Annotated in this window: 27 protein-coding genes; 11 read left to right on the top strand and 16 right to left on the bottom strand. The window is 68.4% G+C overall.

The genetic code is table 11. The features are described from left to right. Window positions 1-54 precede the first annotated feature (54 nt). A complete protein-coding gene (locus IU452_RS15360; RefSeq protein WP_195109745.1) occupies window positions 55-900 on the bottom strand; it encodes a fumarylacetoacetate hydrolase family protein in 846 nt (281 codons plus the stop codon). Further along, window positions 897-1,763 carry an amidohydrolase family protein gene (locus tag IU452_RS15355; RefSeq protein ID WP_195109744.1) on the bottom strand — a complete coding sequence of 289 codons (867 nt, stop codon included), beginning with the start codon at window positions 1,761-1,763 and terminating at the stop codon, window positions 897-899. Before IU452_RS15355 ends, IU452_RS15360 begins: the two co-directional genes overlap by 4 nt. 41 nt (window positions 1,764-1,804) lie before the next feature. On the opposite strand from IU452_RS15355, the gene IU452_RS15350 reads away from it, so the two are divergent. Further along, complete coding sequence (locus tag IU452_RS15350) at window positions 1,805-2,473, top strand: FadR/GntR family transcriptional regulator (protein WP_195109743.1); 669 nt, start codon at window positions 1,805-1,807, stop codon at window positions 2,471-2,473. Between the two features lie 2 nt (window positions 2,474-2,475). Here IU452_RS15350 and IU452_RS15345 read toward each other — a convergent pair whose 3' ends face one another. The 5 genes from IU452_RS15345 to IU452_RS15325 are packed head-to-tail and all read right to left on the bottom strand — an operon-like array spanning window position 2,476 to window position 8,359. Continuing rightward, window positions 2,476-3,402, bottom strand: coding sequence for an aldo/keto reductase (locus IU452_RS15345; RefSeq protein WP_195109742.1), 927 nt, complete (start codon window positions 3,400-3,402; stop codon window positions 2,476-2,478). 2 nt (window positions 3,403-3,404) lie between these two features. Further along, window positions 3,405-4,436, bottom strand: a complete 1,032-nt coding sequence (locus tag IU452_RS15340; protein ID WP_228817907.1) for an ABC transporter permease — start codon at window positions 4,434-4,436, stop codon at window positions 3,405-3,407. Continuing rightward, window positions 4,433-5,944, bottom strand: coding sequence for a sugar ABC transporter ATP-binding protein (locus IU452_RS15335; RefSeq protein ID WP_324192639.1), 1,512 nt, complete (start codon window positions 5,942-5,944; stop codon window positions 4,433-4,435). Before IU452_RS15335 ends, IU452_RS15340 begins: the two co-directional genes overlap by 4 nt. 10 nt (window positions 5,945-5,954) lie before the next feature. Then, window positions 5,955-7,043: a sugar ABC transporter substrate-binding protein gene (locus tag IU452_RS15330; RefSeq protein WP_195109740.1), complete on the bottom strand. Its 1,089-nt coding sequence runs from the start codon at window positions 7,041-7,043 to the stop codon at window positions 5,955-5,957. Then, window positions 7,040-8,359, bottom strand: coding sequence for an enolase C-terminal domain-like protein (locus IU452_RS15325; RefSeq protein ID WP_195109739.1), 1,320 nt, complete (start codon window positions 8,357-8,359; stop codon window positions 7,040-7,042). The genes IU452_RS15330 and IU452_RS15325 overlap by 4 nt, the downstream gene beginning before the upstream one ends. Before the next feature lie 178 nt (window positions 8,360-8,537). Between IU452_RS15325 and IU452_RS15320 the strand changes: the two genes are divergently transcribed. Both IU452_RS15320 and IU452_RS15315 read left to right on the top strand, forming a co-directional pair. After that, window positions 8,538-9,320 (top strand): SDR family NAD(P)-dependent oxidoreductase, encoded by a 783-nt coding sequence (locus IU452_RS15320; protein ID WP_195109738.1) that lies wholly within the window; start codon window positions 8,538-8,540, stop codon window positions 9,318-9,320. A gap of 157 nt (window positions 9,321-9,477) precedes the next feature. After that, on the top strand, window positions 9,478-10,710 hold the full coding sequence (locus IU452_RS15315; RefSeq protein WP_195110204.1) for an alpha-hydroxy acid oxidase: 1,233 nt from the start codon (window positions 9,478-9,480) through the stop codon (window positions 10,708-10,710). On the opposite strand, the gene IU452_RS15310 is transcribed toward IU452_RS15315, so the two are convergent. Continuing rightward, the gene (locus tag IU452_RS15310; protein WP_195109737.1) at window positions 10,703-11,266 is read right to left on the bottom strand and encodes a putative immunity protein; all 564 of its coding nucleotides are present in this window, start codon (window positions 11,264-11,266) and stop codon (window positions 10,703-10,705) included. The two genes, IU452_RS15315 and IU452_RS15310, sit on opposite strands and share 8 nt — an antisense overlap. 130 nt (window positions 11,267-11,396) lie before the next feature. On the opposite strand from IU452_RS15310, the gene IU452_RS15305 reads away from it, so the two are divergent. Continuing rightward, window positions 11,397-13,064: a bifunctional 3'-5' exonuclease/DNA polymerase gene (locus IU452_RS15305; RefSeq protein WP_195109736.1), complete on the top strand. Its 1,668-nt coding sequence runs from the start codon at window positions 11,397-11,399 to the stop codon at window positions 13,062-13,064. Here the strand turns inward: IU452_RS15305 and IU452_RS15300 are convergent. From IU452_RS15300 to IU452_RS15290, 3 genes are all read right to left on the bottom strand, one after another. Beyond that, the gene (locus tag IU452_RS15300; protein ID WP_195109735.1) at window positions 13,057-14,199 is read right to left on the bottom strand and encodes an RNA polymerase sigma factor; all 1,143 of its coding nucleotides are present in this window, start codon (window positions 14,197-14,199) and stop codon (window positions 13,057-13,059) included. The genes IU452_RS15305 and IU452_RS15300 overlap by 8 nt on opposite strands. Next, window positions 14,196-14,603 (bottom strand): YciI family protein, encoded by a 408-nt coding sequence (locus IU452_RS15295; RefSeq protein ID WP_195109734.1) that lies wholly within the window; start codon window positions 14,601-14,603, stop codon window positions 14,196-14,198. Before IU452_RS15295 ends, IU452_RS15300 begins: the two co-directional genes overlap by 4 nt. Window positions 14,604-14,727: 124 nt before the next feature. Beyond that, entirely contained in the window at window positions 14,728-15,180 is a 453-nt protein-coding gene (locus IU452_RS15290) for a MarR family winged helix-turn-helix transcriptional regulator (RefSeq protein ID WP_195109733.1), read from the bottom strand. Between the two features lie 89 nt (window positions 15,181-15,269). Between IU452_RS15290 and IU452_RS15285 the strand changes: the two genes are divergently transcribed. Next, the gene (locus IU452_RS15285; RefSeq protein WP_195109732.1) at window positions 15,270-15,995 is read left to right on the top strand and encodes a glucose 1-dehydrogenase; all 726 of its coding nucleotides are present in this window, start codon (window positions 15,270-15,272) and stop codon (window positions 15,993-15,995) included. Between the two features lie 26 nt (window positions 15,996-16,021). Here IU452_RS15285 and IU452_RS15280 read toward each other — a convergent pair whose 3' ends face one another. Further along, window positions 16,022-17,080, bottom strand: a complete 1,059-nt coding sequence (locus IU452_RS15280; RefSeq protein WP_195109731.1) for an LLM class flavin-dependent oxidoreductase — start codon at window positions 17,078-17,080, stop codon at window positions 16,022-16,024. Then, window positions 17,067-18,062 carry a toprim domain-containing protein gene (locus IU452_RS15275; protein ID WP_195109730.1) on the bottom strand — a complete coding sequence of 332 codons (996 nt, stop codon included), beginning with the start codon at window positions 18,060-18,062 and terminating at the stop codon, window positions 17,067-17,069. The genes IU452_RS15280 and IU452_RS15275 overlap by 14 nt, the downstream gene beginning before the upstream one ends. Before the next feature lie 56 nt (window positions 18,063-18,118). On the opposite strand from IU452_RS15275, the gene IU452_RS15270 reads away from it, so the two are divergent. From IU452_RS15270 to argH, 4 genes are all read left to right on the top strand, one after another. Next, window positions 18,119-18,445 carry a hypothetical protein gene (locus tag IU452_RS15270; RefSeq protein WP_195109729.1) on the top strand — a complete coding sequence of 109 codons (327 nt, stop codon included), beginning with the start codon at window positions 18,119-18,121 and terminating at the stop codon, window positions 18,443-18,445. Window positions 18,446-18,755: 310 nt separating this feature from the next. Beyond that, window positions 18,756-19,958, top strand: a complete 1,203-nt coding sequence (locus IU452_RS15265; RefSeq protein WP_195109728.1) for an argininosuccinate synthase — start codon at window positions 18,756-18,758, stop codon at window positions 19,956-19,958. A 12-nt stretch (window positions 19,959-19,970) separates the two neighbouring features. Then, window positions 19,971-20,882 (top strand): SAM-dependent methyltransferase, encoded by a 912-nt coding sequence (locus IU452_RS15260; protein ID WP_195109727.1) that lies wholly within the window; start codon window positions 19,971-19,973, stop codon window positions 20,880-20,882. After that, a complete protein-coding gene (argH, locus tag IU452_RS15255) occupies window positions 20,879-22,309 on the top strand; it encodes an argininosuccinate lyase (RefSeq protein WP_195109726.1) in 1,431 nt (476 codons plus the stop codon). The genes IU452_RS15260 and argH overlap by 4 nt, the downstream gene beginning before the upstream one ends. A 15-nt stretch (window positions 22,310-22,324) precedes the next feature. On the opposite strand, the gene IU452_RS15250 is transcribed toward argH, so the two are convergent. Continuing rightward, on the bottom strand, window positions 22,325-23,212 hold the full coding sequence (locus IU452_RS15250; protein ID WP_324192638.1) for an alpha/beta hydrolase family esterase: 888 nt from the start codon (window positions 23,210-23,212) through the stop codon (window positions 22,325-22,327). Between the two features lie 44 nt (window positions 23,213-23,256). Further along, a complete protein-coding gene (locus tag IU452_RS15245) occupies window positions 23,257-24,066 on the bottom strand; it encodes a methyltransferase (RefSeq protein ID WP_195109725.1) in 810 nt (269 codons plus the stop codon). A 47-nt stretch (window positions 24,067-24,113) separates the two neighbouring features. On the opposite strand from IU452_RS15245, the gene IU452_RS15240 reads away from it, so the two are divergent. Further along, window positions 24,114-24,716, top strand: coding sequence for a MerR family transcriptional regulator (locus tag IU452_RS15240; RefSeq protein WP_416382324.1), 603 nt, complete (start codon window positions 24,114-24,116; stop codon window positions 24,714-24,716). Here IU452_RS15240 and IU452_RS15235 read toward each other — a convergent pair whose 3' ends face one another. Next, window positions 24,717-25,376 (bottom strand): TetR/AcrR family transcriptional regulator, encoded by a 660-nt coding sequence (locus tag IU452_RS15235; protein WP_228817905.1) that lies wholly within the window; start codon window positions 25,374-25,376, stop codon window positions 24,717-24,719. 76 nt (window positions 25,377-25,452) lie between these two features. On the opposite strand from IU452_RS15235, the gene IU452_RS15230 reads away from it, so the two are divergent. Next, on the top strand, window positions 25,453-26,136 hold the full coding sequence (locus IU452_RS15230; protein WP_195109724.1) for a hypothetical protein: 684 nt from the start codon (window positions 25,453-25,455) through the stop codon (window positions 26,134-26,136). Window positions 26,137-26,361: the final 225 nt, after the last annotated feature.

The raw sequence follows: 26,361 nt of genomic DNA, 5'->3' as shown, positions 1-26,361 counted from the left end.
TCGACGCCGGACCGCCGCTGATCCGCTGCTGATCCGGTTCCGAGATCCTCCTCTTCACGCTGGGCGGCAGATCTGGCGCATCTGCCCGATGCGCTCGATGTCGAGTTCCATGACGTCGCCGGGGCGCAGGTAGGGGAAGCGGCCGGAGAGGGCGACGCCTTCGGGGGTGCCGGTGTTGATGAGGTCGCCGGGTTCGAGGACGGCGAACTGGGACAGGTGCCAGACCAGGTAGGCGACGTCGAAGATGAGGTCGGCGGTGGTGGAGTCCTGGCGAGGCTCGCCGTTGACGAAGGAGCGCAGGCGCAGATCCTTCGGGTCGAGGTGCGCGGCCGGGACGAGTGCGGGGCCGAGCGGATTGAAGGTTTCGCAGCATTTGCCCTTCGACCACTGCCCGCCGGACAGCTCGAGCTGGAACCTGCGTTCGGAGACGTCGTTGGAGATCGTATATCCGGCAATGTGTTTCATCGCCTCGTCGGGGGATTCCAGGTAGCGGGCCCGAGTGCCGATCACCACGGCCAGCTCCACCTCCCAGTCGGTGCGCTCGGAACCGCGGGGGAGCAGCACATCGTCGTAGGGGCCGACGATCGTATTCGGTGTTTTGAAGAAGACCACCGGCGTCGTCGGCGGGGCCGAGCCGGACTCGGCCGCGTGTGCGGCGTAGTTCATGCCGATGCACCACACCGCCTGCGGGCGCGCGATCGGCGGCCCGATGCGCTGCCCGGTGATGTCCACTCCGGCCAGGCGCCCTGCGGCCAGCGCCGCCGCAACCATCGAAATGCCTTCGGAGGCAAGGAATTCGCCGTCGATGTCCCGCGTCAGCGGTGATAGGTCGTAGGCATCCCCGTCCGCCACGACGACCGGACGCTCCGCACGGTTCGGGCCGACCCGCTGCAGTTTCACGCACTCTCTCCTTCTCGTTCTCGGCTCGGCGCGATCCGGTAGATCCGGCGCGCGGTCGAGGACAGCACTGCGGCGCGATCGGCCGCCGACAATCCCGACAGCGTCCCCAACGTGGCCTGCCACACCGTCCGATACGACGCCGCGGTCAGCGTGAACGGCCAATCCCCGCCCACCATCAGCCGATTCGGACCGAATACCGACAGCGCATGCTCCACATAGGGGCGCCAGTGCGCGGCGGTGAAGCCGGGCGCGGAAACCGTTGCCAGGCCGGAGATCTTGGCCACCACATTGGGTTGCGCCGCCGCCTCGGCCAGCAGATCCGCCCACGGGTGCCAGCGGCCGTCGGCAATGGGCGGCTTACCCAGATGGTCGAGCACCACCGTCAGATTCGGATGATCGGCCGCGATCACCGGCACCTGCGCCAACAGATCCGGGCGCTCGGCGACCGCGTCGAAGCTCAGCCCCGCGTCGGCCAGAATGCTCAGGCTCTCCGAAACCTCGGGCCGCAATAGCCATTTCGGGTCCGGGTCGCGATGAATCATGTGCCGCACGCCGACCAGGCCCGGATACCGGGCCAGTTCGGTCGCGACCCGATCGGGCCGGTGCAGCGGCAGCCAGCCCACCACCACCGCCCGGCGCGGGGCGTGGGCGGCGGCCTCGAGCAGGGCCAGGTTCTCGGCCGTGGAATCGGAGGCCTGCACCAGCACCAGCGCGCCCACCCCGGCTTCGGCCAGTTGCGGTTCGAGGTCCTCGAGGGTGTACGTCTGGAATAAGACATCGGATGTCTGAGTGAGCCACTCGTATTCCACGTGGAACTTTCCACCGCTGATATCCCAGACGTGGACGTGAGCGTCTACAGTCATCGGAGGCATGGGTTCACATCCTCGGCAGTAAGGGAACAGGGTTGTCGGTCACCGACGATGCGATAGCGAAGATCAAGGCGATGATCGTGTCCGGCGATCTGAAACCCGGTTCGCGGCTGCCGCGGGAGGCCGATCTGGCCGCCGAACTCGGGGTGTCGCGCAATTCGCTGCGGGAGGCCGTGCGGGCGCTGTCGCTGGTGCGGATTCTGGACGTGCGCCAGGGCGACGGCACGTATGTGTCGAGCCTGGAACCGAATTCGCTGCTGGACGCCATGAGCTTCCTGCTGGAATTCCATCAGGACGATTCGGTGCTCGACATCCTCGGTGTGCGCCGCATCCTGGAGCCCGCCGCCACGGCATTGGCCGCGCAGCGCATGAGCGACGACGAACTGGCCCACCTGCGCACGCTGGTCGAACCGGGCGGCTCCTCGGTGACCGATCTGGTCGCGCTGGATCTGAACTTCCACGCCGCCATCGCGGCGGCGTCCGGCAACACGGTGCTCGCCTCCCTGCTGGATTCGCTGTCCATGCCGACGACCCGCGCGCGGATCTGGCGCGGGATCACCGAGGAGGGCGCATTCGAGCGGACCGTCGCCGAGCACCGCGGGATCTGTGACGCCATCGCCGCCCGCGATCCGGAACTGGCCCACGCGCGGGCGCTGGCCCATGTGGCCGGTGTGATGGAGTGGCTGGCCCGCGCCGCCGGTTGAGGTCACCACAGCGCGCGCTCCGACAGCTCGCGCCACAGTTCCTGCGGCACCGGGGTATTCAGCATGGCGAGGCTGTCGTCGATCTCGGCGCGGGTGCCCGCGCCGAGGACGATGGCGCCGACCGCGGGATGGCGTCCGGGAAACTGCAGGGCGGCGGCGCGCAGGGGCACAGCGTATTTCGCGCAGGTCCACTCCATCGATCGTGCTCGCGCGATCACCGCGGGTTCGGCGGCGTGATAGTCGAAGGTCGACCGCCGCAGCGGATCGGCCAGTATGCCGCTGTTGAGCAGCCCGGCGACGAGGACACGAATGCCGCGTCGCGCGCATTCGGGCAGGAGCTCGGCCTCGGCGCGGCGGTCCAGCAGCGTGTACCGCCCGGCGATGAGCACATGGTCGACCGGTGTCTCGCGAACGAACCGCAGCGCCACCTCGACATCGTTGACGCCCACGCCGATTCCGGCGGTCAGGCCCTCGGTGCGCAGTCGTTCGAGTTCCGGGACCGCCTCGTCGAGCGCTTGGTCCAGGTATTTGTCGGGGTCGTGGACGAGCAGCAGATCGACCCGATCGACCCCGAGCCGGGTCAGCGAGTCCTCCAGCGAGCGCCGCACACCCGCGGCCGAATAGTCGCGCCGCCGTGAGCGTTTCGGCACGCCGTAGAAGCCCTCGGCCCCCTCGGGTGCGCCGGGGTCGTTGTAAAGCACACGGCCGACCTTGGTGGAGAGGGTGAATTCGGCACGGTCGCGGCCGCGCAGGAAGCGGCCGAGCCGTTCCTCGCTCAGTCCCGCGCCGTAGTGCGGTGCGGTGTCGAAGGCGCGAATTCCGGCCTGCCAGGCGGTATTCAACGCCAGCTGCGCCGCCGACTCGTCGACCGGCCGGTACAGCCCCGCATACCCCGCGCCGCCGAGGACCACGGTGCTCGCGTCGCCCATCCTCACTCCTGTCGGCGCCCGCTGGCGATGCGGGTGATGACGAGGGCGACGAGAATCAGCGCGCCGTTGATGAATTTGAGCGAGTCGGCGCTGACTCCGCCGTAGGACAGCAGCTTCTGGATCAGGGTGAGGATCAGGATGCCGAAGAACGCGCCGATCACCGACCCGCGCCCGCCGTTGAGTGCGACGCCCCCGATGACGCAGGCGGCGAAGACGTTGAAGATCATGCCGTCGCCCTGGCTGACCTGCACGCTGGCGAACTGCCCGGAATAGATGAGCCCGCCGATCGCGGCCAGCCCGCCCGCGATGATCAACACCGCGATCACGACGTGGTCGGTGCGGATACCCGCCGCTCGGGCGGCGGCCTCGTTGCCGCCCACGGCATACAGCGCCCGTCCCGCGGTGGTGTACTGCAGGATCAGATAGCCGAGTGCGAACAGCGCCAGGCAGATCAGCACGTTCACCGGGATGCCGAAAACCCGTGCGTTACCGAGCCATTCGACCGAATCCGGAATCTTGGTCAATGTGAATCCGGAGGTGAGGAAGGTGAGCAACCCGCGCAGCGCGATGAGCATCGCCAGCGTCACGATGAACCCGTTGAGCCCGAACCGCACGATCAGCACGCCGTTGACCGCACCCACGGCCAGACCCACCAGCAGCGCGATCGGAATCGTCATCCACGGCGAGGTCCAGGTGTAGGCGCCGACCTGGGCCGTTCCCATGGTCGCCCAGATGGCCACGCCGGGCGCCAGCCCGAAGGTCGATTCCAGCGACAGATCCATCCGACCGACGATCAGCACCAGCACCTCCGCCAGCACGATCAGCGAGATGCCGCTCATGGTGGTGAGCACATTGGTCAGATTGGCGGGGGAGACGAAGTTGGCGTTGATGAAATACCCGACCACCAGCACCAGCAGGACCGGGGGAACCAGCAGGAAATCGCGGAAAGCGCCCCAGCGCACCATATTTCGCGGCCGCCGCGGGCCGGTCGCGGTCGCGGTGTCCGGGGCGGAGCCGGTGGCGATCCGTGTCATGACAGTCCCTCCATGGCGGCGACGAGTTCGCGGTCGTCCCAGCCTTTGTCGAACGTGGTGGTCAGGACGCCCTGCACCATCACCAGCACGCGATCGCAGTCGCGCAGATCGTCGAGTTCGTCGGAGACCACGAGGACGGCCGTGCCGCGGTCGGCGGCGTCGCGCACGACGGCGCGCAGGGTTTGTTTGGACCGCACGTCCACACCGGCGGTGGGGGTGATCAAGACCAGGACCGTGGGGTCGGTGGCCAGGGCGCGGGCGAACACCACCTTCTGCTGGTTGCCTCCGGACAGTTCGGCCACGGCCTGACCCGGTCCCTCGGCCTTGATATCGAGATCGGCAATGGCCTTGCGGGTCAGGCTGTCCCGGGTGCGGCGCGAGAGCAGGCCGAAGCGGCCCAGCCGCCGCGGCACGGTGAGGGTGGCGTTGTCGGCCACCGTCATCTGGGGGATCAGGCCCTCGTCGTGGCGGTCGCGGGGCACGAACCCGATTCCGGCCTCGCGGGTGGGCCGTACGCCGTGGCGGCGCAACGGCGTTCCCGCCAGGGTCACGACGCCGTCGGCGGCTCGCCGCAATCCGACGATGGTTTCGGCCACCTCGATACGACCGCTGCTGCCGCCCCCGGCCAGTCCGACGATCTCCCCGCGCCGCACCTCGAAGTCGACGCCGGTGAACTCCCCCGGCCGGGTCAGCCGCCGCACGCGCAGGGGCGGCATCTCGCCGTGCACGGGTGGTTGTCGCGGGACGGGTTGCTCCAGGTCGACCGAATCGCCGGTCATCGCCGCGATCAGATCCGCCTTGCCCAGTTCGGCGGCCGGGGCCGTGACGATGTGGCGGGCGTCGCGGAAAACCGTGATGTCCGAGCAGATTTCGTAGGTCTCGTCGAGATGGTGGGAGATGAACAGGAAGGTGACGCCCTGTGCCTGCAGATCCCGCACGCGGGTGAACAGCCGGGCGATGGCGGGGCCGTCCAGTTGCGCGGTCGGTTCGTCCAGAATGATGAATCGGGTGCCGTGCGACAGCGCTCGCGCGATCTCCACGAGTTGCCGATGTTCCACCGACAGCTCACGCGCCTGAGTGTCCACATCGACCGGCACCGACCAGGTGTCGAGCAACTCCCGCGCCCGACCGCGCAGACTCCGCCAATTGATGACGCGCCGCCCCAGGCCCTGCCGGTTGACGAACAGGTTCTCCGCCACCGACAGATCCGGGATGATCGTCGAATGCTGGTAGACGCACGCCACCCGCGAGCGCCACGCGTCGCGGTCGGCGGGCGGCGGTGCCGGGGAACCCTGGAAGCGCACCTCCCCCTCGTCCGGGGCTGTCAGCCCGGTCAGAATCGACACCAGCGTCGACTTCCCGGCGCCGTTGCGGCCGACCAGGGCGTGGGTGCGTCCTGGCGACACCCGCAGGTTCACCCGGTTCAGGGCGATGGTGCGGCCGAAGCGTTTCGAGACGCCGATCGCCTCCGCCACCGGCGTCTGCGCTGATACTGGGCTGTCCGTCACTGCCATCACCTCAGCGGCCGCGTCCCCACAGCCCGGGATCGGAGGCCGCGACGGTGTCGAGATCACCGATCTTGCCGCCGGTGCGGGTGACCACCGGGGCGGGCAGCTGGTCTTCGAGCATGCCGCCGATTCCGGTGTCGATGATCGTCGAGCCGTGATCGGTCGGTCCGGGCCCGAACTTCTTGCCCTCGGTGGCGGCCCTGGCGTAGGTGACCGCGTATTGCGCGTAGAGATCGGCGGGCTGCGAGACGGTGGCGTCGATCTCGCCCGCCTCGATGGCGTCGAGCTCGGCCTTGATCCCGTCGTTGGACACGATCGTGATGTGGCCCGGCTCACCGGCTTTCACCAGTTTGCCGGTGCGTCGCAGCAGCGCCATCGTCGACTGGAGGAAGACACCACCCGCCTGCATGTAGATGCCGTTGATATCCGGATCGGTGAGCAGCTTGTCCTGCAGACCGGAGACGGCCCGGTCGCCCTTCCAGTCGGTGGGGATCTCGATCACCTTGATACCCGGATACTTCGAGCGCATGCACTCGGCGAAGGCCTCGGACCGATCCCGTCCGTTGATCGAGGCCAGATCACCCTGGAACTCCACCACTTTGCCTGTGCCACGCAAGGTTTCGCCCAGGTAGGTGCACGACTTGATGCCGTAGGCGCGGTTGTCGGCGCGCACCACCATATAGGCGCCACCGGTGTCGGGGCGGGTGTCGACGGTGACCACCGGCACGTTGCGGGCGGCCGCGGCGGCGATCGCGGGCTTGACCGCGGCGGTGTCCTGCGGGGCCATCACCAGGGCCTTCACATTCTTCGACAGCAGCGTGTCCACATTCGATTTCAGCCGGTTGGCATCGTTGTCGGAGGACGTGTTCTCCAGCCGCACCCCCGCCTCGGCGGCCTTCGGACCCAGATAGGCGGCGTAGGCGCTCCAGAAGTCGGAATCCGAGCGCGGCTGATCCGCCCCGACGAGCACGCCGTCGGCCGCGCCGTGGCCGACGGTGACGGCGGGCCCGGAGGTGCCGACCGGGTCGCGAGCGCATCCGGCGGCGAGGGTGACGGCCAGCGCGGCGGCCATGACCGCGCCGAAGGTCCTGGTGTTCATCGTTTCTCGTGCTCCTTACCGGACCGCCACGCGGCCCCGGTCGGGTAGGTGTGGGCGCGCAGGGATTCGGGCAGCATCTCGGCGCTGAAACCCGGTGCGCGCGGTGCCCGATAGCATCCGCCGACCACCCGCGCCGGATGGCGGAAGTGCTCGTGCAGGTGATCGACGAATTCGATGGCGCGGCCGTCCATGGTGGCCGAGACGGCGATATAGTCGATCATCGCCAGATGCTGGACCAGCTCGCACAGCCCGACCCCGCCCGCATGCGGTATCACCGGAACCCCGAATTTGGCCGCCAGCAGCAGAATTGCCAGATTCTCGTTGACCCCGCCGACGCGGGCGGCATCGATCTGCACCACGTCCACCGCCTCGGCCTGCAGCAGCTGTTTGAACAGGACCCGGTTCTGGCCGTGTTCGCCGGTGGCGATCCGCACACCGCCGGTGCGGCGGCGGATCTCGGCGTGGCCCAGGATGTCGTCGGGGCTGGTCGGCTCCTCCACCCAGGACAGTCCGGCCGGAGCGAGCCGTGAAATCCATTCCGCCGCCTCGTCGATGCCCCAGCGCTGGTTCGCGTCCACCGCGAGCCCCACATCGGGACCGATGGCGTCGCGGGCGATCTTCACCCGGCGCATGTCCTCGTCGACATCGCGACCGACCTTGATCTTGATGGTGCCGAAGCCGTCGGCGACGGCCTGGCGCGACAGCGTGGCCAGCTTGTCGTCGGAATAGCCCAGCCAACCGGGGGAGGTGGTGTAGGCGGGGTAGCCGGTGGCTAGCAGGGTGGCAGTGCGGTCGCGGCGGCCGGGTTCGGCGCGGCGTAGCAATTCCAGCGCCTCGTCGGGCGTGAGGGCATCGGTGAGGTAGCGGAAGTCGATCAGGCCCACGATCTGCTCCGGTGACATCTCGGAGACCAACTGCCACACCGGTTTTCCCGCCACCTTTCCGGCCAGATCCCAGGCCGCGTTGATCACCGCGCCGATGGCCATGTGCATCACGCCCTTCTCCGGGCCCAGCCAGCGCAGCTGCGAGTCGTCGGTGAGCGAGCGCGCGAAAGCGCCGGGGTCGCCGAGGATTTCGTCGATCGACCGACCCACCACCAGATGCGCGAGGGCGGCGATGGCGACCTGCTGGACCTCGTTGCCGCGGCCGATGGTGAAGGCGAAGCCGTGGCCCTCGTGTCCGGCCGGATGATCCGTGCGCAGCACGACATAGGCCGCCGAGTAGTCCGGATCGGGATTCATCGCGTCGGATCCGTCCAGGTGCGCCGACGTCGGAAACCGGACATCGAGCGTCTCCAGCGCGGTGATGTGTGCCATGGGCGACCCTCGTCTCGGTAGTGATCTGGGTCACGACTATACATCCGATGTCTAACAAGGCAAGTGGATCGATGATCCGCCAATCTTCAGCAATCCCCGCAAATTTCCCCGGAGCCTCCGCGGGTGGTGTTAAGTTCGCCAGCGTAAACATCGGAGCGATTTGCGGGGTGAGGCCGATATGTCGGGCGGGGAGCTGGACGGTTCGGTGGCGGTCGTCACCGGTGGCGGGTCGGGGATCGGAAATGCCGTTGCCACGGCCTTTCTCGCCGCGGGCGCTCGCGTGGCGGTGCTGGACCTGCGGCCCGGTGCGGATCTGGGGCCGGACAGTCTGAGTGTGATCTGCGATGTGTGCGACGACGAGTCGGTGCGGGCCGCTGTCACCCGCGTGGCCGCCGCGTTCGACGGGATAGATATCGTGGTCAACAATGCCGGTATCGGCGCACAGGGCACCGTCGAGGACAACACCGATGACGAATGGCGCCGCGTGTTCGAGGTGAATGTGCTGGGCGCCGTGCGGGTTTCGCGGGCCGCGTTACCGCATCTGCGCCGCTCGCGCGCCGCCTCGATCGTCAACACCTGCTCCATCGCGGCCACCACCGGGTTGCCGAACCGGGCCGCCTACAGCGCGAGCAAAGGTGCGATCCTGGCGCTCACCCGCGCCATGGCCGCCGATCATCTCGCCGAGGGCATCCGGGTCAACTGCGTCAATCCGGGGACCGTCGACACCCCGTGGGTGCGGCGACTGCTCGCCGCCAGCGACGATCCGGACGAGGAACTGGCTGCCTTGCGGGCGCGGCAGCCGCACGGGCGGCTGGTGAGCCCACAGGAGGTGGCCGCCGCCGTGTGCTACCTGGCCGGGCCGGGTGCGTCCTCGACGACAGGCACCATGCTCGAGGTGGACGGCGGCATGCATTCCTTGCGGCTGCGCGCACCGGTGGCGATGACCGACGCGGCGCGGTGACGGAGGTTCGGAGGTGTTTGCGCAGCGGCACGGCCGCGGGGTCGGGCTTGTCACGCAGGTACTGTCGAGGCTCGACTGCACGATGGCTCCGGTCGTCTGCACCGCCGATCCGGTGGCGGTCGACGACGCCGTGACCAAGAGGAAGGCTGGTGCTCGAATGGTGAACCGCCGCATGCCCAAACCTCGGGAGCTGGCGCCGCTGGTGAAGTTCGAGCGGCCGTTCGGCGGCCGCGCGCGCAAACTTGCCCGGGCGCAGACGATCTGGGATCTGCGGGAGATGGCGCGCAAGCGCACGCCGAAGGTGGCCTTCGATTACACCGATGGCGCAGCCGACGGCGAGATCAGCCTGCGCCGGGCGCGACAGGCGTTCGAGGACATCGAATTCCGGCCCGCGATCCTGCGCAACGTGGCCGAAACCGACACCGCCGCGGAGGTTCTCGGAGCACGGTCGGCGCTGCCGTTCGGTATCGCACCCACCGGATTCACCCGGATGATGCACACCGCGGGCGAGATCGCCGGTGCGCGGGCGGCCGAGCGGGCCGGAATCCCGTTCACGCTGTCCACCATGGCGACCACGGCGATCGAAGACCTCGCGGCCGCAACGGGTTCGGCTGCCCGCAACTGGTTTCAGCTGTACATGTGGAAGGACCGGGACCGGTCGATGGCCCTGGTCGATCGCGCGGCGCGGTCGGGCTTCGAGACCCTGGTGGTGACCGTGGACGTCCCGGTGGGCGGTGCGCGCCTGCGCGATGCCCGCAACGGGATGACCGTGCCGCCGTCGATCACCGTGGGCGGTGCCCTCGACGCACTGCGCAGGCCCTGGTGGTGGTGGGATTTCCTGACCACCGAACCGCTCGCCTTCGCCTCCCTGGACCGCTGGTCCGGGACGGTCGGCGAAATGCTGGACGCCATGTTCGACCCGACCGTCGGATTCGACGATCTGACCTGGATCCGCGAGCGCTGGCCGGGCAAGGTGCTGGTGAAGGGCGTGCAGACCGTCGACGACGCGAAACGCCTGGCCGGTATGGGCGTCGACGGCATCGTGCTGTCCAATCACGGTGGCCGCCAACTGGATCGCGCGCCGGTGCCACTGCATCTGCTGCCCGCGGTGGTGGGTGAGGTCGGCGACGACGTGGAGATCCATCTCGACACCGGCATCATGCACGGTGCCGACATCGCCGCCGCCGTGGCCCTGGGCGCCCGTTTCACCCTCATCGGCCGCGCCTACCTCTACGGCCTGATGGCCGGGGGAGAAGCCGGAGTCGACCGTGCCATCGACATTCTGCGAACCCAGCTGATCCGCACCATGAAACTGCTCGGCGTCGGCTCGCTCGAGGAACTGGAGCCCGCCCACGTGCGCCTGCTCGAACGCCACCGCCCCCTCACCTGAGCGTCGCCAGGCGCCGCAACGACGCGTCCAGTTCGCGCCAGAGCTCTCCCACCCGGCCGCGGCCACTCGGGGCTTCGGGGTAGCGCGTCAGGACGCTCACCACGATGGGGTTGGCGAGATCTGTTGCCTTCTCGATGTAGTGGGCGCCCACGGTACGGTCGTCGCCGGCATCGAGCTCGAATGCTCGAGCAGCGTGGGCAGCAGACATGAGGATGTGCCCGCCCTGATGCGCCTTCGCCAGCGGATGCAGGTACGCCGCCCCTCCCGCGTGACCGGCGGCGCGCGCCGCGTCGGCGGCGGCTTCATATCCCCTCTCTTCGGCTGCCCGCGCGGCTCTGTGCGCATCGAATGCGGTCACCCGTATCGCTTTCGTCCGCCTGCCTCCAGCGGCGAATCTGCGCACCTCGTCGAGCACCGCCCGTGCGCGCGGATCATCCGGACAGTCGCGCTCGAAGATCGCCGAAGCGGGCTCCGCGCAGGCCACGGCATAGCCCGCGATCTCGCGCAGTTCAGCCATGCTGAGTTCGATCGTCGGATTCTCGTCGGCCGTATCCATGCCGTTCAACAGTATCGTTGAAGTCTCGGTTGAAACTTCCCAGCGATATCGGCAGGCGGTAAGGAGAAACCTTCAAGGCAGTGGCCAAGGCGAGTGCCGAAAGCGGTGTCCGCGATGCAAGACTCCACGCATGAGATGGGCGGTGGCGGAGTCGGGCGAGGGAGGTGCTCGCTTGTGCCCGCTGGATCGGGACGGCCGGCCCGCGGGACCGGTGGTGGACGAGCCCTCGCTCGCCGAGGCGGTGCGCGCACGTCCCGACGTCGAGCGGTGGGTGTGGCGATCCACGGCCGAGATCTACCGGCACCTGCTGGCGGCCGGTGTGCGGGTCGAGCGCTGCTACGACGTGGAGGCCGGGGAGGCACTGCTGATCGGCCACGAGGAGGGCCAGTCGGGTCAGGCCCGCTCGTTGGCGGCCGCGTGGGCGCGGCTGCACAACCTGCCCGTCCCACCGGATGCGCCCGCACGGGCCGCCGAAACGCAGCCGTCGCTGTTCGAGTCGGGCCCGGTTCCGCTGCCATCCGGCACAGACGAGTTCACCGCCCTCCTGGAGGTGTACGCGGGTCAGCTGACCCGGACGGCGAAAGCCGAACACCCGGAGCGGATGCGGCTGCTGCTGGCCGCCGAATCGGCGGGCATGCTGGTGGCCGCGGAGATGTCGCGATACGGAATCCCCTGGCGCGCAGACATTCACCGCGAACTGCTGGACGAGCTGCTGGGGGAGCGTTTTCCGGGTGGGGGCGAACCGCGCCGGATGGCGGAGTTGGCCGATGAGGTGTCGCGTGCCTTCGGCGACGGCGTGCGGGTCCGGCCCGATCTGCCCAACGACATCATCAAGGCCTTCGCCCGCGCCGGAATCTTCCTGTCTTCCACCCGGAAATGGGAACTCCAGCGGATCGATCATCCCGCGGTGGCGCCGCTGCTGGCATACAAATCGCTCTACCGCCTCTACACCGCCCACGGCTGGTCCTGGCTCGAGCAATGGGTGCACGACGGACGCTTCCGTCCCGAATACCTGCCCGGCGGAACGGTTTCCGGGCGCTGGACCACCAACGGCGGTGGTGCCCTGCAGATTCCGAAAGTGATCCGGCAGGCCGTGCGCGCGGACCCGGGATGGCGCTTGGTGGTCGCCGACGCCGACCAGATGGAGCCTCGCATCCTTGCCGCGATCTCCCGCGACCCGGGACTGATGGAGGTGGCCGGTCGCGGCGACGATCTGTACGCGGATCTGGCGGCCCGATCCTTCGACGGCGACCGCGCCCAGGCCAAACTCGCCCTGCTGGGCGCCATCTACGGCCAGACCTCCGGTGATGCCCTCACCCACATGGCCGAACTGCGCCGCCGCTATCCGGCCGCGGTGGCCTACGTCGACGACGCGGCCCGCGCGGGGGAAGAGGGCCGCCTCGTGCGCACCTGGCTGGGGCGCACCAGCCCACCTGCCTCCGCCGGATCGCCCGACCTGCCCCAGGAGGAGCAGCCGAGCGGATACAGCAGCACCTCCACGATGCGTGCCCGTGGCCGCTTCACTCGCAACTTCGTGGTCCAGGGCAGCGCCGCCGACTGGGCCCTGCTGGTCTTGGCGGCAATACGCCATGAGGTGGCCCGCGCCGGGCTCCGTGCCGAATTGGTCTTCTTCCAGCACGACGAGGTCATCGTGCACTGCCCGGCCGGGGAGGCCGCCACGGTCGCCGAGGCGATCGCGACAGCGGCCGAGACCGCAGGCCGGATCGCCTTCGGGCCCACACCCGTGCGCTTCCCCTTCACCACCGCGGTGGTGGAGTGCTACGGGGACGCTAAGTGATGACGTGCCGCACGCGGGCTGCCTCGCGGGTGAGGTGGTCGCGTTCGGCCAGGCTGGTGGCGGCGCGGGCGGCTTCGGCATACAGGTCGGCGGCGCGGCCGAGATCGCCCGCGCGTTCGTGGAGGTATGCGCTCACCGCGGTGTAGCGAGGCAGGGTGGGGTCGATATCGGCGAGCGCGGCGAGACCGGCCTGTGGTCCGTCGGCCTCGCCGACCGCCACGGCCCGATTGAGCCGCACGATCGGGCTGCCGGTGAGCCGCAGCAGCTCGTCGTACCACTCCACGATCTGTACCCAGTCGGTCTCGGATGCGGTGCGGGCGTCGGCGTGCAGGGCGGCGATCGCGGCCTGGGCCTGGTATTCGCCGAGCCGGTCGCGGGCCAACGCGGTCTGCAGGATCGTCACTCCTTCGGCGATCATCTCGGTGTCCCAGAGCGAGCGGTCCTGTTGCGCCAACGGCACCAGGCGGCCGCCGGGCCCGGTGCGGGAGGCCCGGCGCGCGTGGTGCAGCAGCATGAGCGCGAGCAACCCGGCCGCTTCGGGCTCGTCGGTGAGGGCGGCGAGTTGGCGGGCGAGCCGGATCGCCTCGGCCGCCAGATCGACATCCCCGCTGTATCCCTCGTTGAACACCAGATACAGCACTCGCAACACCGTCGCCAGGTCGCCGGGCTCGGCGAGCCGGACCCCGGCGATGCGCCGCTTGGCCCGGCTGATCCGCTGGGCCATCGTCGCTTCCGGAACCAGGTATGCCGCCGCGATCTGCCTGGTCGTCAACCCGGCGACCGCGCGCAGGGTCAGCGCGACCGCCGAACTCGCGGGCAAGCTGGGATGCGCGCACAGGAAGTACAGGCGCAGCGTGTCGTCGGTGGCGGGCGCCGGGCCGGCGGGTGGTTCGGCCTCCACGACGCGCTCGCGCTCGCGCCGGGCCGTCTCCGCGCGGGCGGCATCGAGGAATCTGCGCCACGCGACCGAGATCAGCCAGGCTTTCGGGTTGTGCGGTTGCTCCTGCGGCCAGGTTTCGAATGCCCGGATCAGGGCCTCCTGCACGGCGTCCTCGGCCGAGGCGAAGTCTGCTCCGCGACGGACGAGGACGCCGATCACCGCGGGCACGAGCTCCCGCAGCAGGGACTCGTTCACTCTGTCACCGTGGGTGGTTCGGTAAGGAACGGCCGCACCTCGAGCCATTCGTGAATCGGCTTGCCACCGGCCCCGGGAGCTGCGGACAGCTCCCCGGCCAGCTCGACCGCTCGATCCCAGGACTCCACGTCGATGACCGTCCAGCCCGCGATGAGGTCCTTCGTCTCGGCGAACGGCCCATCGGTCACCGGTGGCCGTCCCGCACCGTCGTAGCGCACGAAGGCACCCTCGGGGGCGAGGGCCTGCCCGTCCACGAACTCGCCGGTCTGCTTCAGGCGCTCGGCGAAGTCGTGCATGTACTGGATGTGCGCGTCGACCTCCTGCGGGGTCCACTGATCCATCGGAGGCTGGTCCACAGCCGGGGTCGGGCCACCTCGATAATGCTTGAGCAGCAGGTACTTCACGACGAACTCCTTCTCGGTTGTACGGCCCGTGATGGCCGATCGTGCCCCGGGGACGGAGCCGCCGCACCGTTCTCGACACTCCCGCCGGAAATCCGCGAAAAAAGGACGGTTCCTGGTTGTGCGGCTAGGCCGAGCCTTCGGCAAGCGAGCGGTCGGAGGAGCGGCTGTCGGCCAATGCGGCTGCCGCAGCGTGGGCGAGCGCGACGAGTTGCGCGCGGTCGGTAGCGGGCAGGCGCGTGGACAACTCGTGTTCGAAGGCGGCCCGGATATCGTGCCGCATCTTCTGCCCCTGTTCGGTGATGACGATCCGGCTCACCCGGCGATCCGCGGGATCGGTCTCCCTGGACAGGAAGCCCCGACGTTCCAGCCGATCCACCAGGCCGGTCACATTGGTCTTATCGCAACCCAGCGCACTGGCCAACTCGCCGAACGACGGTGGGCGCCCACTCACCAGGCACAGCAGTTCGGCCTGCTGCATCGTCAACCCGAACCGCCGCGCGATGAGGTGGTAGAGCGCGTTCACTTCGCGATTCAACCCCCGGAAGGCCACTGCCAGCTGCGGATCCTCGGTCGCCATGTGGCAAGTCTAGACACTGGACTGTTGACACTCCCGACAAATTGGTCGACATCTCTACTATCTAGATCATCTACTAATTGGGAGGTGTCATGCCGGTCGCAATCGTCACCGGGGGCTCGCGCGGCATCGGGCGGGCCATCGCAGAGCGACTGGGCGCCGACGGCGCCACGGTTGTCGTCAACTACCAGTCGAACCGAACCGCGGCCGAGCAGGTGGTCGCTACCATCGAAGGATCGGGTGGCCACGGCACGGCGGTACAGGCCGACGTGGCGGATCCGGCACAGGTGCGTGGTTTGTTCGACGTTGCCGAGGAACGCTTCGGCGGGGTGGACATCCTGGTGAACAACGTCGGTACGGCTCGCTTCAGCGCTATCGCCGAGGCCACCGACGAGGACTACGAGCGGATGTTCTCGATCAACACCCGAGCCACCTTCGTCGCCCTGCGCGAGGCCGCGAACCGATTGCGGGACAACGGGCGGATCGTCGTCGTCTCCTCCGGGGTGACGGCGACGCATCGCCCGGGAAGCGGCCTGTACGGCGCCAGCAAAGCGGCGAGCGAGGAACTGGTCCGAGTACTCGCCAGGGAACTCGGTCCGCGCGGGATCACCGTCAACAATGTGCGACCGGGTGCGATCCGGACCGAGGCGCTGGCCGCGGCGCGCGCCTCGGAGCTGACCGAGCGGATCGTCGCGTCCACTCCGCTCGGCCGCATCGGTGAGCCCGACGATATCGCCGGGATCGTCGCCTTCCTGGCCTCCGACGCGGCACGGTGGATCACCGGTGACACCGTCCATGCGGGCGGGGGACTGTTCTGAGCATGTCGACCCTGATCATCCCGACGTCACCCGGCGCGTAGGCGCCTGCGGACCTCGGGGAGCACCTCCTCGCCCATGCGCTTGACGTTGGCCAGCACGCTGTCGTGGTCTCCGGCGGCCTCCACCTGGCACAGCACTCGACGGCAACCCGATCCACGGATCTGGTCGACCAATCGCTCCACACAGATCTGTGGTGTGCCGACCGGATGCGTCGCCATCACGCTGTCGGTCATGCCGTCGATGATCTGCTCGGGCGCGACGTCGCGGGAGATCCGCTGCGGCACATCCAGCAGCAGTTGGTAATGGCTGCTCGCCCGGACGAATTCGGTAGCCGCACGGCGCATTACCTGCCGTGCCTCCTCCGGGCCGTCGGCCACGTGCGCGAACAGGGCCGTCCCGTGGGCGTAGCCGGTGTCGGGATGGCCTGCGGCGCGGGCGATTTCGGCGTGTTCGGCGATCATCGCGGCCTTCGCGTCGATGTCCTTGTCGAAGAACAGCAGCATCGGCAGTCCGCGAGTCGCGGCCAGTTCCACCGAAGCCGGTGAGTTCGCGGCGAGATAGACCGGGGTCGAACGCCCTTGCGCGGGGCCGGGTTCGGGGACGACCTCGCGGAAGCGGTACAGATCGGAATCGGCGGACACCGGACCGGCCAGCGCGGCCAGGGTCAGATCCAGCGCCTCGGGAAGCCCACGCTGCCAGTACTCGACCCCGCGCCCGATGGCCTCGTAGTCCACGACCGGCTGCGCCCGGCCCACGCCGAGGTCGAACCGGCCGCCGGACAGGTGATCCAGCAGCGCGGTCTGCTCGGCGACATGCACCGGCGAATGCAGCGGCAGCACGGTGACGGCCGTGCCGACGCGGACCGTGCTGGTCCGGCCGAGCAGGTATCCGGCAAAGGTGAGCGCGGACGGATTGACCCCGAACGGCACGAAATGATGTTCGGTCACCCACACGTCGTCGAACCCGGCAGCCTCGGCGGCCTGTGCCGTGGCAACACCCCGCGCCAGCACCTCCCCGGCCGATTGCCCCTCGTGCCGGCTGGTGAATACGAACGCGCCTATACGGACCTCATCAGCGAAGCTCATGACGATCATCCTCCGACGACAGCGCGCCCCGGCGCTTGGACAAAAGGGAACCGGTGGTCCTCGGTCGAGCGTAGTGCTCGTCCAGCAGTGGCACCGGGTCGAGTTCGTCCACATGGTGGCCTGCGTTGAAGTGGTCGGTGAGGTCCTTGCCGTCGCGGGCCTGGACGATGCGGATGTCGTGGACCAGGAAGGTGAGGGTGTCGGCGACCTTGGTGGCGCGGCGGTAGCCGGGGGCGTCACGGTCGGTGATGATCCAGATGCGGTGGGCGCCTTCGAGCCAGTGGGCGTGGTCGGGGGTCCAGCTCAGAGCGCCGCCTGCGTTGGTGGTGGCGATGAGCCCGGCTCGGCGGGCGGCGAGGGCATCTTGTTCGCCCTCGCAGATGTAGATGTCCTCGCCGGTTTCCACGGCGTGGACGAGGTCGGGCAGGTGGAGGGGAATGTGCGCGAAACCCCCTTTCCGCCAGCCGGTTTCGGTCCAATGCTCTTGCCAGAAATGTTTGTCGTGGCCGTGTTTGTGTGGGGTATGGACGCGGGTGATCTTGCCTTCGGGACGGCCGTCGGGCCAGTAGTAGATGTAGGTGGCGACGGGCCGGGAGGGGCCGGTGGGTCGGCCGAGGTCCGGTTTGTGTGCGGACAGGGGGAGTCCGGCGGCGAGGAGAGCTCGATCAACGAGGGAGGGTTCGATCCGGCGGGAAGTGCCTGTCCTGCTGCGGCCGTGGTGGTCGGGCGGTGTGTCGAACAGGTCGCGCACATGCAGGCCGAGGCGTTCGAGCACGGCCTCGTCGGAGCAGCCCGCGAAGCAGCGGATGATCGTTTTCTGCTTGCCGTGGTTGTAAGTGACGCCGAGGGAGGGGTGGTGGCGGCGGCCGTCGCCCTCGTGCACGGGGCACAGGTAGCGGATCCAGTCACCGCTGGCCCTGCCGGGGCCGGACACGCGGTCGAGGGCCTCGGTGATGGTGTCCCAGGATCGGTGGGCGTCCATGACATGGTCTTCCTCTCACCTTCCGGTGTACCAAGCGCTGCCCCCACGGTCGAGCCGTGCGGGCGACCGCCGTCGCGGGAAGCGGCAACCAGTGCGGACTGTCGATCACCGCGAACGGCAACGGGAAGATCGACTGGGGATCGGACAAGGCCAGCTCGTTCGATCTGAAGATCACCCCGGGTGGCGGCACGGGGATGACGTTCGAAGCGACCGTCACCGACGGTCAGCTGAAGGGTGATGCGATCACGCTGTTGCCGCTGGGCGCCCAGGCCAACCCGAACTGCGACACCGCGGGAACGCTCGGCTCGCTCAGGCCAGCGGGTACTCACCCGGCGGGTAGCCCCCGCCACCATTGCCCCCGTTCGGCCCGGCGCCGTCGATGATGTCCGCGATGAGCTCGATAACCGCGCGCCCGATGGAGAGCACGTCCGTGCCGATCTCGCGGAAGTAGTCCGCAAAGCTCGAAATCATCGCTCGTAATCCTTCCCGCCGCCAGGATGGTCGCTGTTTCAAGGTTCCCAGGTTCCGGTCGAGGACACGCCGCAACCGCGTGGACCGGGCGGCCCACCCCGGTTATGAATGGGATTGCATCGTCATGCATAATCATTTGCAAGCGGTTCGGGCTGCCCGGGGTGGCGGCGGTACCGGCGCCGCACGGCAGCTTGCACGCACGAAACCTGAGGAGCTTCTGACATGGCCGATCGCGTCGTTCTCGCCTACTCCGGCGGGTTGGACACCTCCGTCGCCATCAGCTGGATCGGCAAGGAGACCGGGGCCGAGGTGGTCGCGGTCGCGATCGACCTGGGCCAGGGCGGTGAGGATATGAACGTCGTGCGCCAGCGCGCGCTGGACTGCGGTGCCGTCGAGGCGATCGTGGTCGACGCGCGCGACGAGTTCGCCGACGAGTACTGCCTGCCCACCATCCAGGCCAACGCCCTCTACATGGGCCGCTACCCGTTGGTGTCCGCGATCAGCCGCCCCCTCATCGTCAAGCATCTCGTCGAGGCCGCCGAGTACCACAATGCCTCCACCGTCGCGCACGGCTGCACCGGCAAGGGCAACGACCAGGTGCGCTTCGAGGTCGGCATCGGCGCGCTGGCGCCGGATCTGAACGTGATCGCGCCGGTGCGCGACTACGCCTGGACCCGGGAGAAGGCCATCGCCTTCGCCGAGGAGAACGACCTGCCGATCACCGTCACCAAGAAGTCGCCGTTCTCCATCGACCAGAACCTGTGGGGCCGCGCGGTCGAAACCGGCTTCCTCGAGGATCTGTGGAACGCCCCCACCAAGGACGTCTACGACTACACCGTCGACCCGACCGTCAACTTCGAGGCGCCCGACGAGCTCATCGTCACCTTCGACAAGGGCGTGCCGGTCGCCATCGACGGCCGCCCGGTCAGCGTGTACGAGGCCATCACCGAACTCAACACCCGCGCCGGTCGCCAGGGCGTGGGCCGGTTGGACATGGTCGAGGACCGCCTGGTCGGCATCAAGAGCCGCGAGATCTACGAGGCGCCGGGCGCGATCGCGCTGATCACCGCCCACCAAGAGCTGGAGGCGGTCACCATCGAGCGCGAACTGGGCCGCTACAAGCGCCAGGTCGAGCAGCGCTGGGGCGAGCTGGTGTACGACGGCCTGTGGTTCTCCCCGCTCAAGCGCGCCCTGGACGCCTTCGTGCAGAACACCCAGGAGCATGTGTCCGGCCAGGTCCGCATGGTGCTGCACGGCGGCAGCGTCGTGGTCAACGGCCGCCGCAGCGAGGAGTCGCTCTACGACTTCAACCTGGCCACCTACGACGAGGGCGACACCTTCGACCAGTCGCTGGCCAAGGGCTTCGTCCAGATCCACGGCCTGTCGTCCAAGGTCGCCGCGCGCCGGGACCTCGGCAAGAAGTAGTAGCCTGCCGCCGTGCGCACCGACGACGACAGCTGGGATATCACCGAGAGCGTGGGTGTGACCGCCCTCGGCATCGCGGCCATCCGCGCGGCCGAGACGCAACGCCCCGACGCGCTGTTCCGCGACCCCTATGCGCAGCGGCTGGTGGCGGCGGTCGGCACGGAGGGCTGGCTGCGGATCGCGCAGGGCCAGGTGCGCGCCGACGACGAGAACGCGAACCGGATGTACCAGTCCATGTCCGGCTTCGCCGTGGCGCGCACCTGCTATTTCGACTCCTACTTCGCGGACGCTGCGGCCGAGGGCATCCGGCAGGTCGTGATCCTGGCCGCGGGCCTGGATGCGCGGGCCTATCGGATCCAATGGCCGTCGGGCACGGTGGTTTACGAGCTGGATCAGCCGAAGGTGCTGCAGTTCAAGGCTGCCGCACTGGCCGATGCGCGGCCCACCGTTGACCGGCGGGAGGTCGCGGTGGACCTGCGTCACGATTGGCCGAAGGCCCTGCGGGACAAGGGTTTCGACACCAGCGCGCCCACGGCGTGGCTGGCCGAGGGGTTGCTGCGTTATCTGCCCACCGAAGCGCAGGACCGCTTGCTGGACGATGTGGTGGCGCTCAGTGCGCCCGGCAGCCGGACAGCGCTCAATATCGGCCGCGGCAACCGCCCGGACGAGCAGCTGCGCAGCATGCGGGCGCAGGCGCTGCAACAGCTGGGCGTGCGGCTGCCCGACGGTCCGCTGTGGTATCCGGACGAGGGCCGCAGCGATCCGCGAGAGTGGTTCGCCGCCAAGGGATGGACGGTGACGGAGGCCGATCCGCCGAGCGTGCTGATCGACCACGGCCGCGACGTACCGGAGCAGGTGGCCGCCGATATGCGCCGACAGATTCTGATGACCGCGATACGACCGCGAGGAGACGACAACCGATGACCCAGGGCGGCAGCACCAACGAGGGCGCGCTGTGGGGCGGGCGCTTCGCGTCCGGACCCGCCGCGGCGATGGCGGCGCTGAGCAAATCGACCCACTTCGACTGGGCATTGGCGCCCTACGACATTCGCGCCTCCAAGGCGCACGCACGCGTGCTGCACAAGGCCGGGCTGCTGTCGGAGGGCGATCTCGCGGATATGCTGGCGGGGCTGGATCGCCTTGCCGCCGACGTGGAGTCGGGTGCGTTCGTCCCGTCCGAGTCGGACGAGGATGTGCACGGTGCGCTGGAGCGCGGGCTGATCGAGCGGGTCGGGCCGGAACTGGGTGGGCGTCTGCGGGCGGGGCGTTCCCGTAACGACCAGGTGGCCACGCTGTTTCGGATGTGGCTGCGCGATGCGGTGCGCCGGGTCGCGGCCGGGGTGATGGATGTGGTGGATGCACTGGTGGCGCAGGCGGCCGCGCACCCGGACGCGGTGATGCCCGGTAAGACGCATCTGCAGGCCGCCCAGCCGGTGCTGCTGGCGCATCATCTGCTCGCGCATGCGCATCCGCTGCTGCGCGACGTGGACCGGCTGCGCGATTTCGACAAGCGGGCCGCCGTGTCCCCGTACGGGTCCGGTGCGCTGGCAGGGTCCTCGCTCGGACTGGATCCGGAGGCGATCGCGGCCGAGCTGGATTTCGATGCGGCCGCGGCCAATTCGATCGATGCCACCTCCGCGCGCGACTTCGCCGCCGAGGCGGCCTTCGTGCTGGCCATGATCGCGGTCGACCTGTCGCGCATGGCCGAAGAGGTGATCATCTGGAGCACACCGGAATTCGGGTACATCACTCTTGCCGACGCGTGGTCGACCGGTTCGTCGATCATGCCGCAGAAGAAGAATCCGGACGTCTCCGAGCTGACCCGCGGCAAGGCGGGTCGCCTCATCGGCAACCTCACCGGCCTGCTCGCCACCCTGAAGGCCCAGCCCCTGGCCTACAACCGCGACCTGCAGGAGGACAAGGAGCCCCTGTTCGATTCGGTGGCCCAGCTGGAACTGCTGCTGCCCGCCATCGCCGGACTGGTCTCCACCCTGACCTTCCACACCGACCGCATGGCCGAACTCGCCCCCGCCGGGTACACCCTGGCCACCGACATCGCCGAATGGCTTGTCCGCCAAGGCGTTCCCTTCCGCGTCGCGCACGAGGCGGCGGGTGCCTGCGTGCGTGCCGCCGAATCCCGCGGCGTGGGTCTCGATGAACTCACCGACGAGGAATTCGCCGCCATCGACCCGGCATTGACTCCCGGGGTGCGCGAGGTCCTCACGGTCGAAGGCTCGATCGCCTCCCGCAACGCGCGCGGCGGCACGGCCGGTGTCCAGGTCGCCCAGCAACTCGACGAGGTCCGGCAGACGGCGACCCGGTCTCGTACCTGGCTCGACGAACGGCCATAGGTAAAGGCCGGCCCGTCACGGCGCCGGATGTGCTTCGAAGAAGTCCCACGCAAGGTCGGTGGCGTTCACACCGGCCTCGGGGTCGGCATAGAGGCCCCGCGTGGCGCCGGGCCAGGCGTGGTCCATCTCCGGCAGGCGGTAGACCGCGAGATCGCTTCCGTCGCCGCAGCGGGACGTCGCGACGGTGATGCCCTTGGGGTACTGGGTCGGCGGGCGGTCGGCGGTGCATGCCAGCCGCTGCTGCCACTGGGTGATGCCGGTGTCGAATTGGCTGTAATAGCGGTCTTTTCCACCGAGGAAGGTGATCACCGAGACCGGCTTGGAGGGACGGTATGCCGGATCCGCCGCGGCGGGCCCGATGAAGCCGCCGCTGACCGGGGCGATGGCGGCGAAGGTTCCCGGCAGTTCCACGGCGAGTTTGAACGACATGTCGCCGCCGTTGGAAATACCGCTGGCGTACACGCGCTTTCGGTCGATCTTCCACTCGTCGGCCACCTGGTCGACGACCGTCCTGATGAAACCGACATCGTCCTCGGAACCGCAGCAGATCAACGCGTTGAACGCCGAGCCGTGCCCCTCCGGATAGACGACGACGAAATTCTCCCTGTCCGCCTTGTCATTCCAGCCCGAGGTCTCGGCGACTCCCGCGGCGTCGCCCGGGTAGTAGTGCATCGCGACGACCAGCGGCAGCGCGGCAGTGCCGTCGTGACCCGGGGGCAGGTGCACCACATAGCTGCGTTGCTTCCCACCCCAGTCGAGGGTTACTTTCCGGTCGTCGGGGCCGAGGCCGCCTGGTGGCGTGGTGGTTTCCGCTGGGGGGACCGGCGCGGGTTCGGGACTCTGACAGGCCGCAATTCCCAAGGCGCACAGTGCGATGACGACAATGCCGCGAAGCCGAGCCACAGTCCGAGTATCCGCCTGGTGGCTCGGCAATTTCGGCGAAACGGTCAACCCGCGGCTTTTGCCTGGAGCAGGAGGCAGCCGGGGTGGCCGGGGACGGGGATTCCCTCGGTGATCGCGAGACCAGCAGAGGCGCAGAGCTTTTCGAGCTCGTCGAGGGTTCGTTCCCGCCCGCCGTAGATGACGAGCATGTGGAGGTCGTAGAGGTAGGGGCCGGGTGGGGTGTCCCGGTCCGCGGCATTGCGGGCGCCTCGGGGATTGTCGAAGACCGTTCCGTGCAGGTGGGGGTGGCGTTCGGCGACGGTGGTGAGCAGGGTGCCGTCTCCGCCGCCGACGTCGACCATGGTGGTGTACCGGCCGAAGTCGTAGCAGTCGCGAATGGCCGAGCCGACCTCTCGGCTGCCCCGGCTCATGAACGAGTTGTACAGCGTGGCCAGTTCGGGCCGGTCCACGAGATAGTCGAAGATCGACATGCCGTAGGCCCCGTCGAAACCCGCCCGGCCGGTGCGGAGCGAGTGTTCCAGATGAGTCCAGGAGTTGCAGGTGATCTCCGCGGACATCAGTCGCACCATATCGCGGAGCGACTCCGGATGCCCCTCGGTCAGCAGGGCGCCGGTCTCGGTGAGAGCGTATGCGCCGGGCCGTATTTCGTGACACAGCCGCATGCGCGTCAGGGCGCGCAACAGCCGGACCAAGGGCCCCGGGGCGAGACCACGGCGCGCCGCCAGCTCGTCGACCGTGCATCCCTCGCCGATCGCCTCGGGCAGATCCATCGCGACCACCGTGGACACCACACTGGTCGCCATAGCGCCGGACAACCACTCGAATATCGGTTCGTGGGCGGCGGATTCGGTCATGGCGCTTGTCCTGTCCTGTCGAGTGTGCGAGGAGTTAGGGTTACCTAATGTTGGATGTTGACGTCGACGTCATGTCAACCGATGACTCCCTATCGATCGGGTCCGCCGCGGCGCTGTACGGCCTGACCCCCGCCACGCTGCGCTGGTGGGAGAAGCAAGGCGTGATCCCGCGCCCGGATCGGCGCGGCGGCCGCCGCCGCTACGGCGAGGCCGATCTGCGCCGCATCGGACTGGCCTACCTCTGCTGCATCACCGGCCGAATGCCCTTGTCCAGCGCGGCCGTGGTCACGTCCGGAAAGTCGCGAATCGACCAGTGGCAGAACACCGTCAGCGACCAGATCGGCCGACTCGACGACCAGATCGCGCAACTACAGGCAGCCCGCGCCTATCTGCGCCACATGCTGCACTGCACCGACGACGACATGGCCGATTGCCCATATCTCGACGACGAACTGACCACCCACACCCCGTGGCGGCGTGACGAAATCCCACCTGGCGATGACGAATTCGACCCCACCCGCTGCGCGGTCTGCGCTACACTCCTCTCGCGATCGCCACGCGGCAGACCGCCGACATATTGCTCACAGACCTGTCGCCAACGCGCATACCGCAGCCGTAGAACTCCGACACGTCGCAGCGGGCGCCGCTGACTATTGATCATGGAGTGTTCCACGGTCTCGGAAGACGACTCGTATGAAGGTCTCGGTGTGACGGTGAATGTCGTCCCGGGCCTTCGCAAGGTCCTGGTCTATGGCGTCGGCGTGCAGGTGCAGTATGCGGGTCAGGCCGATGAAACCGGTGAAGGACATCGCCAGGTCTTCCGGTGCGGCGAGATCCGCCGGGATCAGACCGGCGGCGATCCAACGGTCGAACAGGAGGCTCACCTGGGTTCTCATGGCCGAGATCGCATCCCGCAGGGCGGAGCTGTGGAGCAGGCCGTCCCGCGCCATCATGCTGATCAGTAATCGGGCGTCGTCCCGCTCCCACTCGTCGAGCGAAGCGCGCACGAGTTCGCGGAGATAGTGCGGTGGGTCGGCGTCGGCGAGGGCGGTGGGGTCGAAACCCGGCACGTCGAGCGAGGTCTTGGGGCCGAGCGCGGACAGCACGGCATCGAAGATCGCTTGTTTGCTGTCGAAGTGTGCGTAGAGCACGCTTTCGCTCAACCCGACCTCGCGCGCGATGGACCGTATCGAGGTCCCCACGTAGCCGTTGCGGGCGAACAGCCGCAGTGCGGCGTTCAGCAGTGCGGCTTTGGTGTCGCCGGCGTCCGCCTTCCGCGGCCGCCCCGGCCCACGCCGTGATGTCGTCATCCGGTCTTCCACGCTCCCTCGGCTGGGTATACAATTAATCGAGCGATCGATTATTTTATACCGCAAGGGGGATCGCATGACTACGCATCAGCGAACTCACACCAACCCACCTCCTCCGTACGTCGAGCCGGCCCCGTACGGCTACCTCTACCTCGGATTCCGCGCCGACCCGCCGCGCCGAGTCCCATTCGTGCCACGCAGTTCCCGGCGCCGTCGGATACTCCGCCGGTGTCAGAACCTGACCCGCCAGTTGAAGGCACTCGACCGGGTGATCGCGGCAACGGTCTACCGAGCCGTGGCGATCCAGCCCTCCGGTGTCAGCCCACGCTTCGACGTGATCGTCCTGATCGAGACCACCTCACCGGACACGATTGCGACAGTGCAGGCCGCACCGGCATTCCGGCAGATGGGCGCCGACTTCGTCATGCCCGCCCGCAACATCAGGCGTCTCGGCGACATCGACCGCTCACCTTCGGGCACCTTCCTGTTCAACCACTTCACCGCCGACGACCCGGATCGCGCGTTGCAGTACTTCGACTCCGTCGCCGGCTGGTTCAGTCATGACGCCGAGGTGGACGACATCGCACTACTCGGCCCCATCGACGCCGCCCCATACGTCTTCATCAACCAAGTACGGCTACCCGGCACACTCGCGGGATTCGTGCTCGCCCTGATGCGACCGAACTTCCGGCGATCGGTGTACCGGAAAATGCGCGCCAACCAGATCGGCTTCGCCTCCATCGTCTGCAAACCCATCTGACACAGCCCACCCGGCCCAACGGTGCTTCCAAGGTGAATTCTGTGCTACGGATAACTCGCATGACGGCCTCATGGCGTTCGGGGATAGAGCGAAGAAGCACACCTGCCCGTGACCGGCGGTGCTTTCGTTCCCCTTCGAAAGGGGAACTGATCATCCGTCACGCAGCGACTGCCACAGTGATCGCCGCAAGCTTTCCGTAGCGGTGAGGGTGGGCATCGCCGCGCG

Origin of the sequence: Nocardia transvalensis (assembly GCF_015477765.1) — a bacterium.
Taxonomy (GTDB): Bacteria; Actinomycetota; Actinomycetes; order Mycobacteriales; family Mycobacteriaceae; genus Nocardia; species Nocardia transvalensis_A.
The sequence above is the reverse complement of the archived record's forward strand: the minus strand, read 5'-3'. Positions and strand labels throughout refer to the sequence as shown.

Bases quoted from the DNA above. Each gene is read 5' to 3' on its own strand.
- IU452_RS15305 (WP_195109736.1), top strand. From the start codon at position 11,397: ATGAGATGGGCGGTGGCGGAGTCGGGCGAGGGAGGTGCTCGCTTGTGC.
- IU452_RS15235 (WP_228817905.1), bottom strand. From the start codon at position 25,376: ATGACGACATCACGGCGTGGGCCGGGGCGGCCGCGGAAGGCGGACGCC.
- IU452_RS15355 (WP_195109744.1), bottom strand. From the start codon at position 1,763: ATGACTGTAGACGCTCACGTCCACGTCTGGGATATCAGCGGTGGAAAG.
- IU452_RS15275 (WP_195109730.1), bottom strand. From the start codon at position 18,062: ATGGACGCCCACCGATCCTGGGACACCATCACCGAGGCCCTCGACCGC.
- IU452_RS15330 (WP_195109740.1), bottom strand. From the start codon at position 7,043: ATGAACACCAGGACCTTCGGCGCGGTCATGGCCGCCGCGCTGGCCGTC.
- IU452_RS15340 (WP_228817907.1), bottom strand. From the start codon at position 4,436: ATGACACGGATCGCCACCGGCTCCGCCCCGGACACCGCGACCGCGACC.
- IU452_RS15310 (WP_195109737.1), bottom strand. From the start codon at position 11,266: ATGGATACGGCCGACGAGAATCCGACGATCGAACTCAGCATGGCTGAA.
- IU452_RS15345 (WP_195109742.1), bottom strand. From the start codon at position 3,402: ATGGGCGACGCGAGCACCGTGGTCCTCGGCGGCGCGGGGTATGCGGGG.
- IU452_RS15315 (WP_195110204.1), top strand. From the start codon at position 9,478: ATGGTGAACCGCCGCATGCCCAAACCTCGGGAGCTGGCGCCGCTGGTG.
- IU452_RS15230 (WP_195109724.1), top strand. From the start codon at position 25,453: ATGACTACGCATCAGCGAACTCACACCAACCCACCTCCTCCGTACGTC.
- IU452_RS15325 (WP_195109739.1), bottom strand. From the start codon at position 8,359: ATGGCACACATCACCGCGCTGGAGACGCTCGATGTCCGGTTTCCGACG.
- argH (WP_195109726.1), top strand. From the start codon at position 20,879: ATGACCCAGGGCGGCAGCACCAACGAGGGCGCGCTGTGGGGCGGGCGC.
- IU452_RS15290 (WP_195109733.1), bottom strand. From the start codon at position 15,180: ATGGCGACCGAGGATCCGCAGCTGGCAGTGGCCTTCCGGGGGTTGAAT.
- IU452_RS15285 (WP_195109732.1), top strand. From the start codon at position 15,270: ATGCCGGTCGCAATCGTCACCGGGGGCTCGCGCGGCATCGGGCGGGCC.
- IU452_RS15320 (WP_195109738.1), top strand. From the start codon at position 8,538: ATGTCGGGCGGGGAGCTGGACGGTTCGGTGGCGGTCGTCACCGGTGGC.
- IU452_RS15265 (WP_195109728.1), top strand. From the start codon at position 18,756: ATGGCCGATCGCGTCGTTCTCGCCTACTCCGGCGGGTTGGACACCTCC.
- IU452_RS15245 (WP_195109725.1), bottom strand. From the start codon at position 24,066: ATGACCGAATCCGCCGCCCACGAACCGATATTCGAGTGGTTGTCCGGC.
- IU452_RS15240 (WP_416382324.1), top strand. From the start codon at position 24,114: ATGTTGGATGTTGACGTCGACGTCATGTCAACCGATGACTCCCTATCG.
- IU452_RS15280 (WP_195109731.1), bottom strand. From the start codon at position 17,080: ATGAGCTTCGCTGATGAGGTCCGTATAGGCGCGTTCGTATTCACCAGC.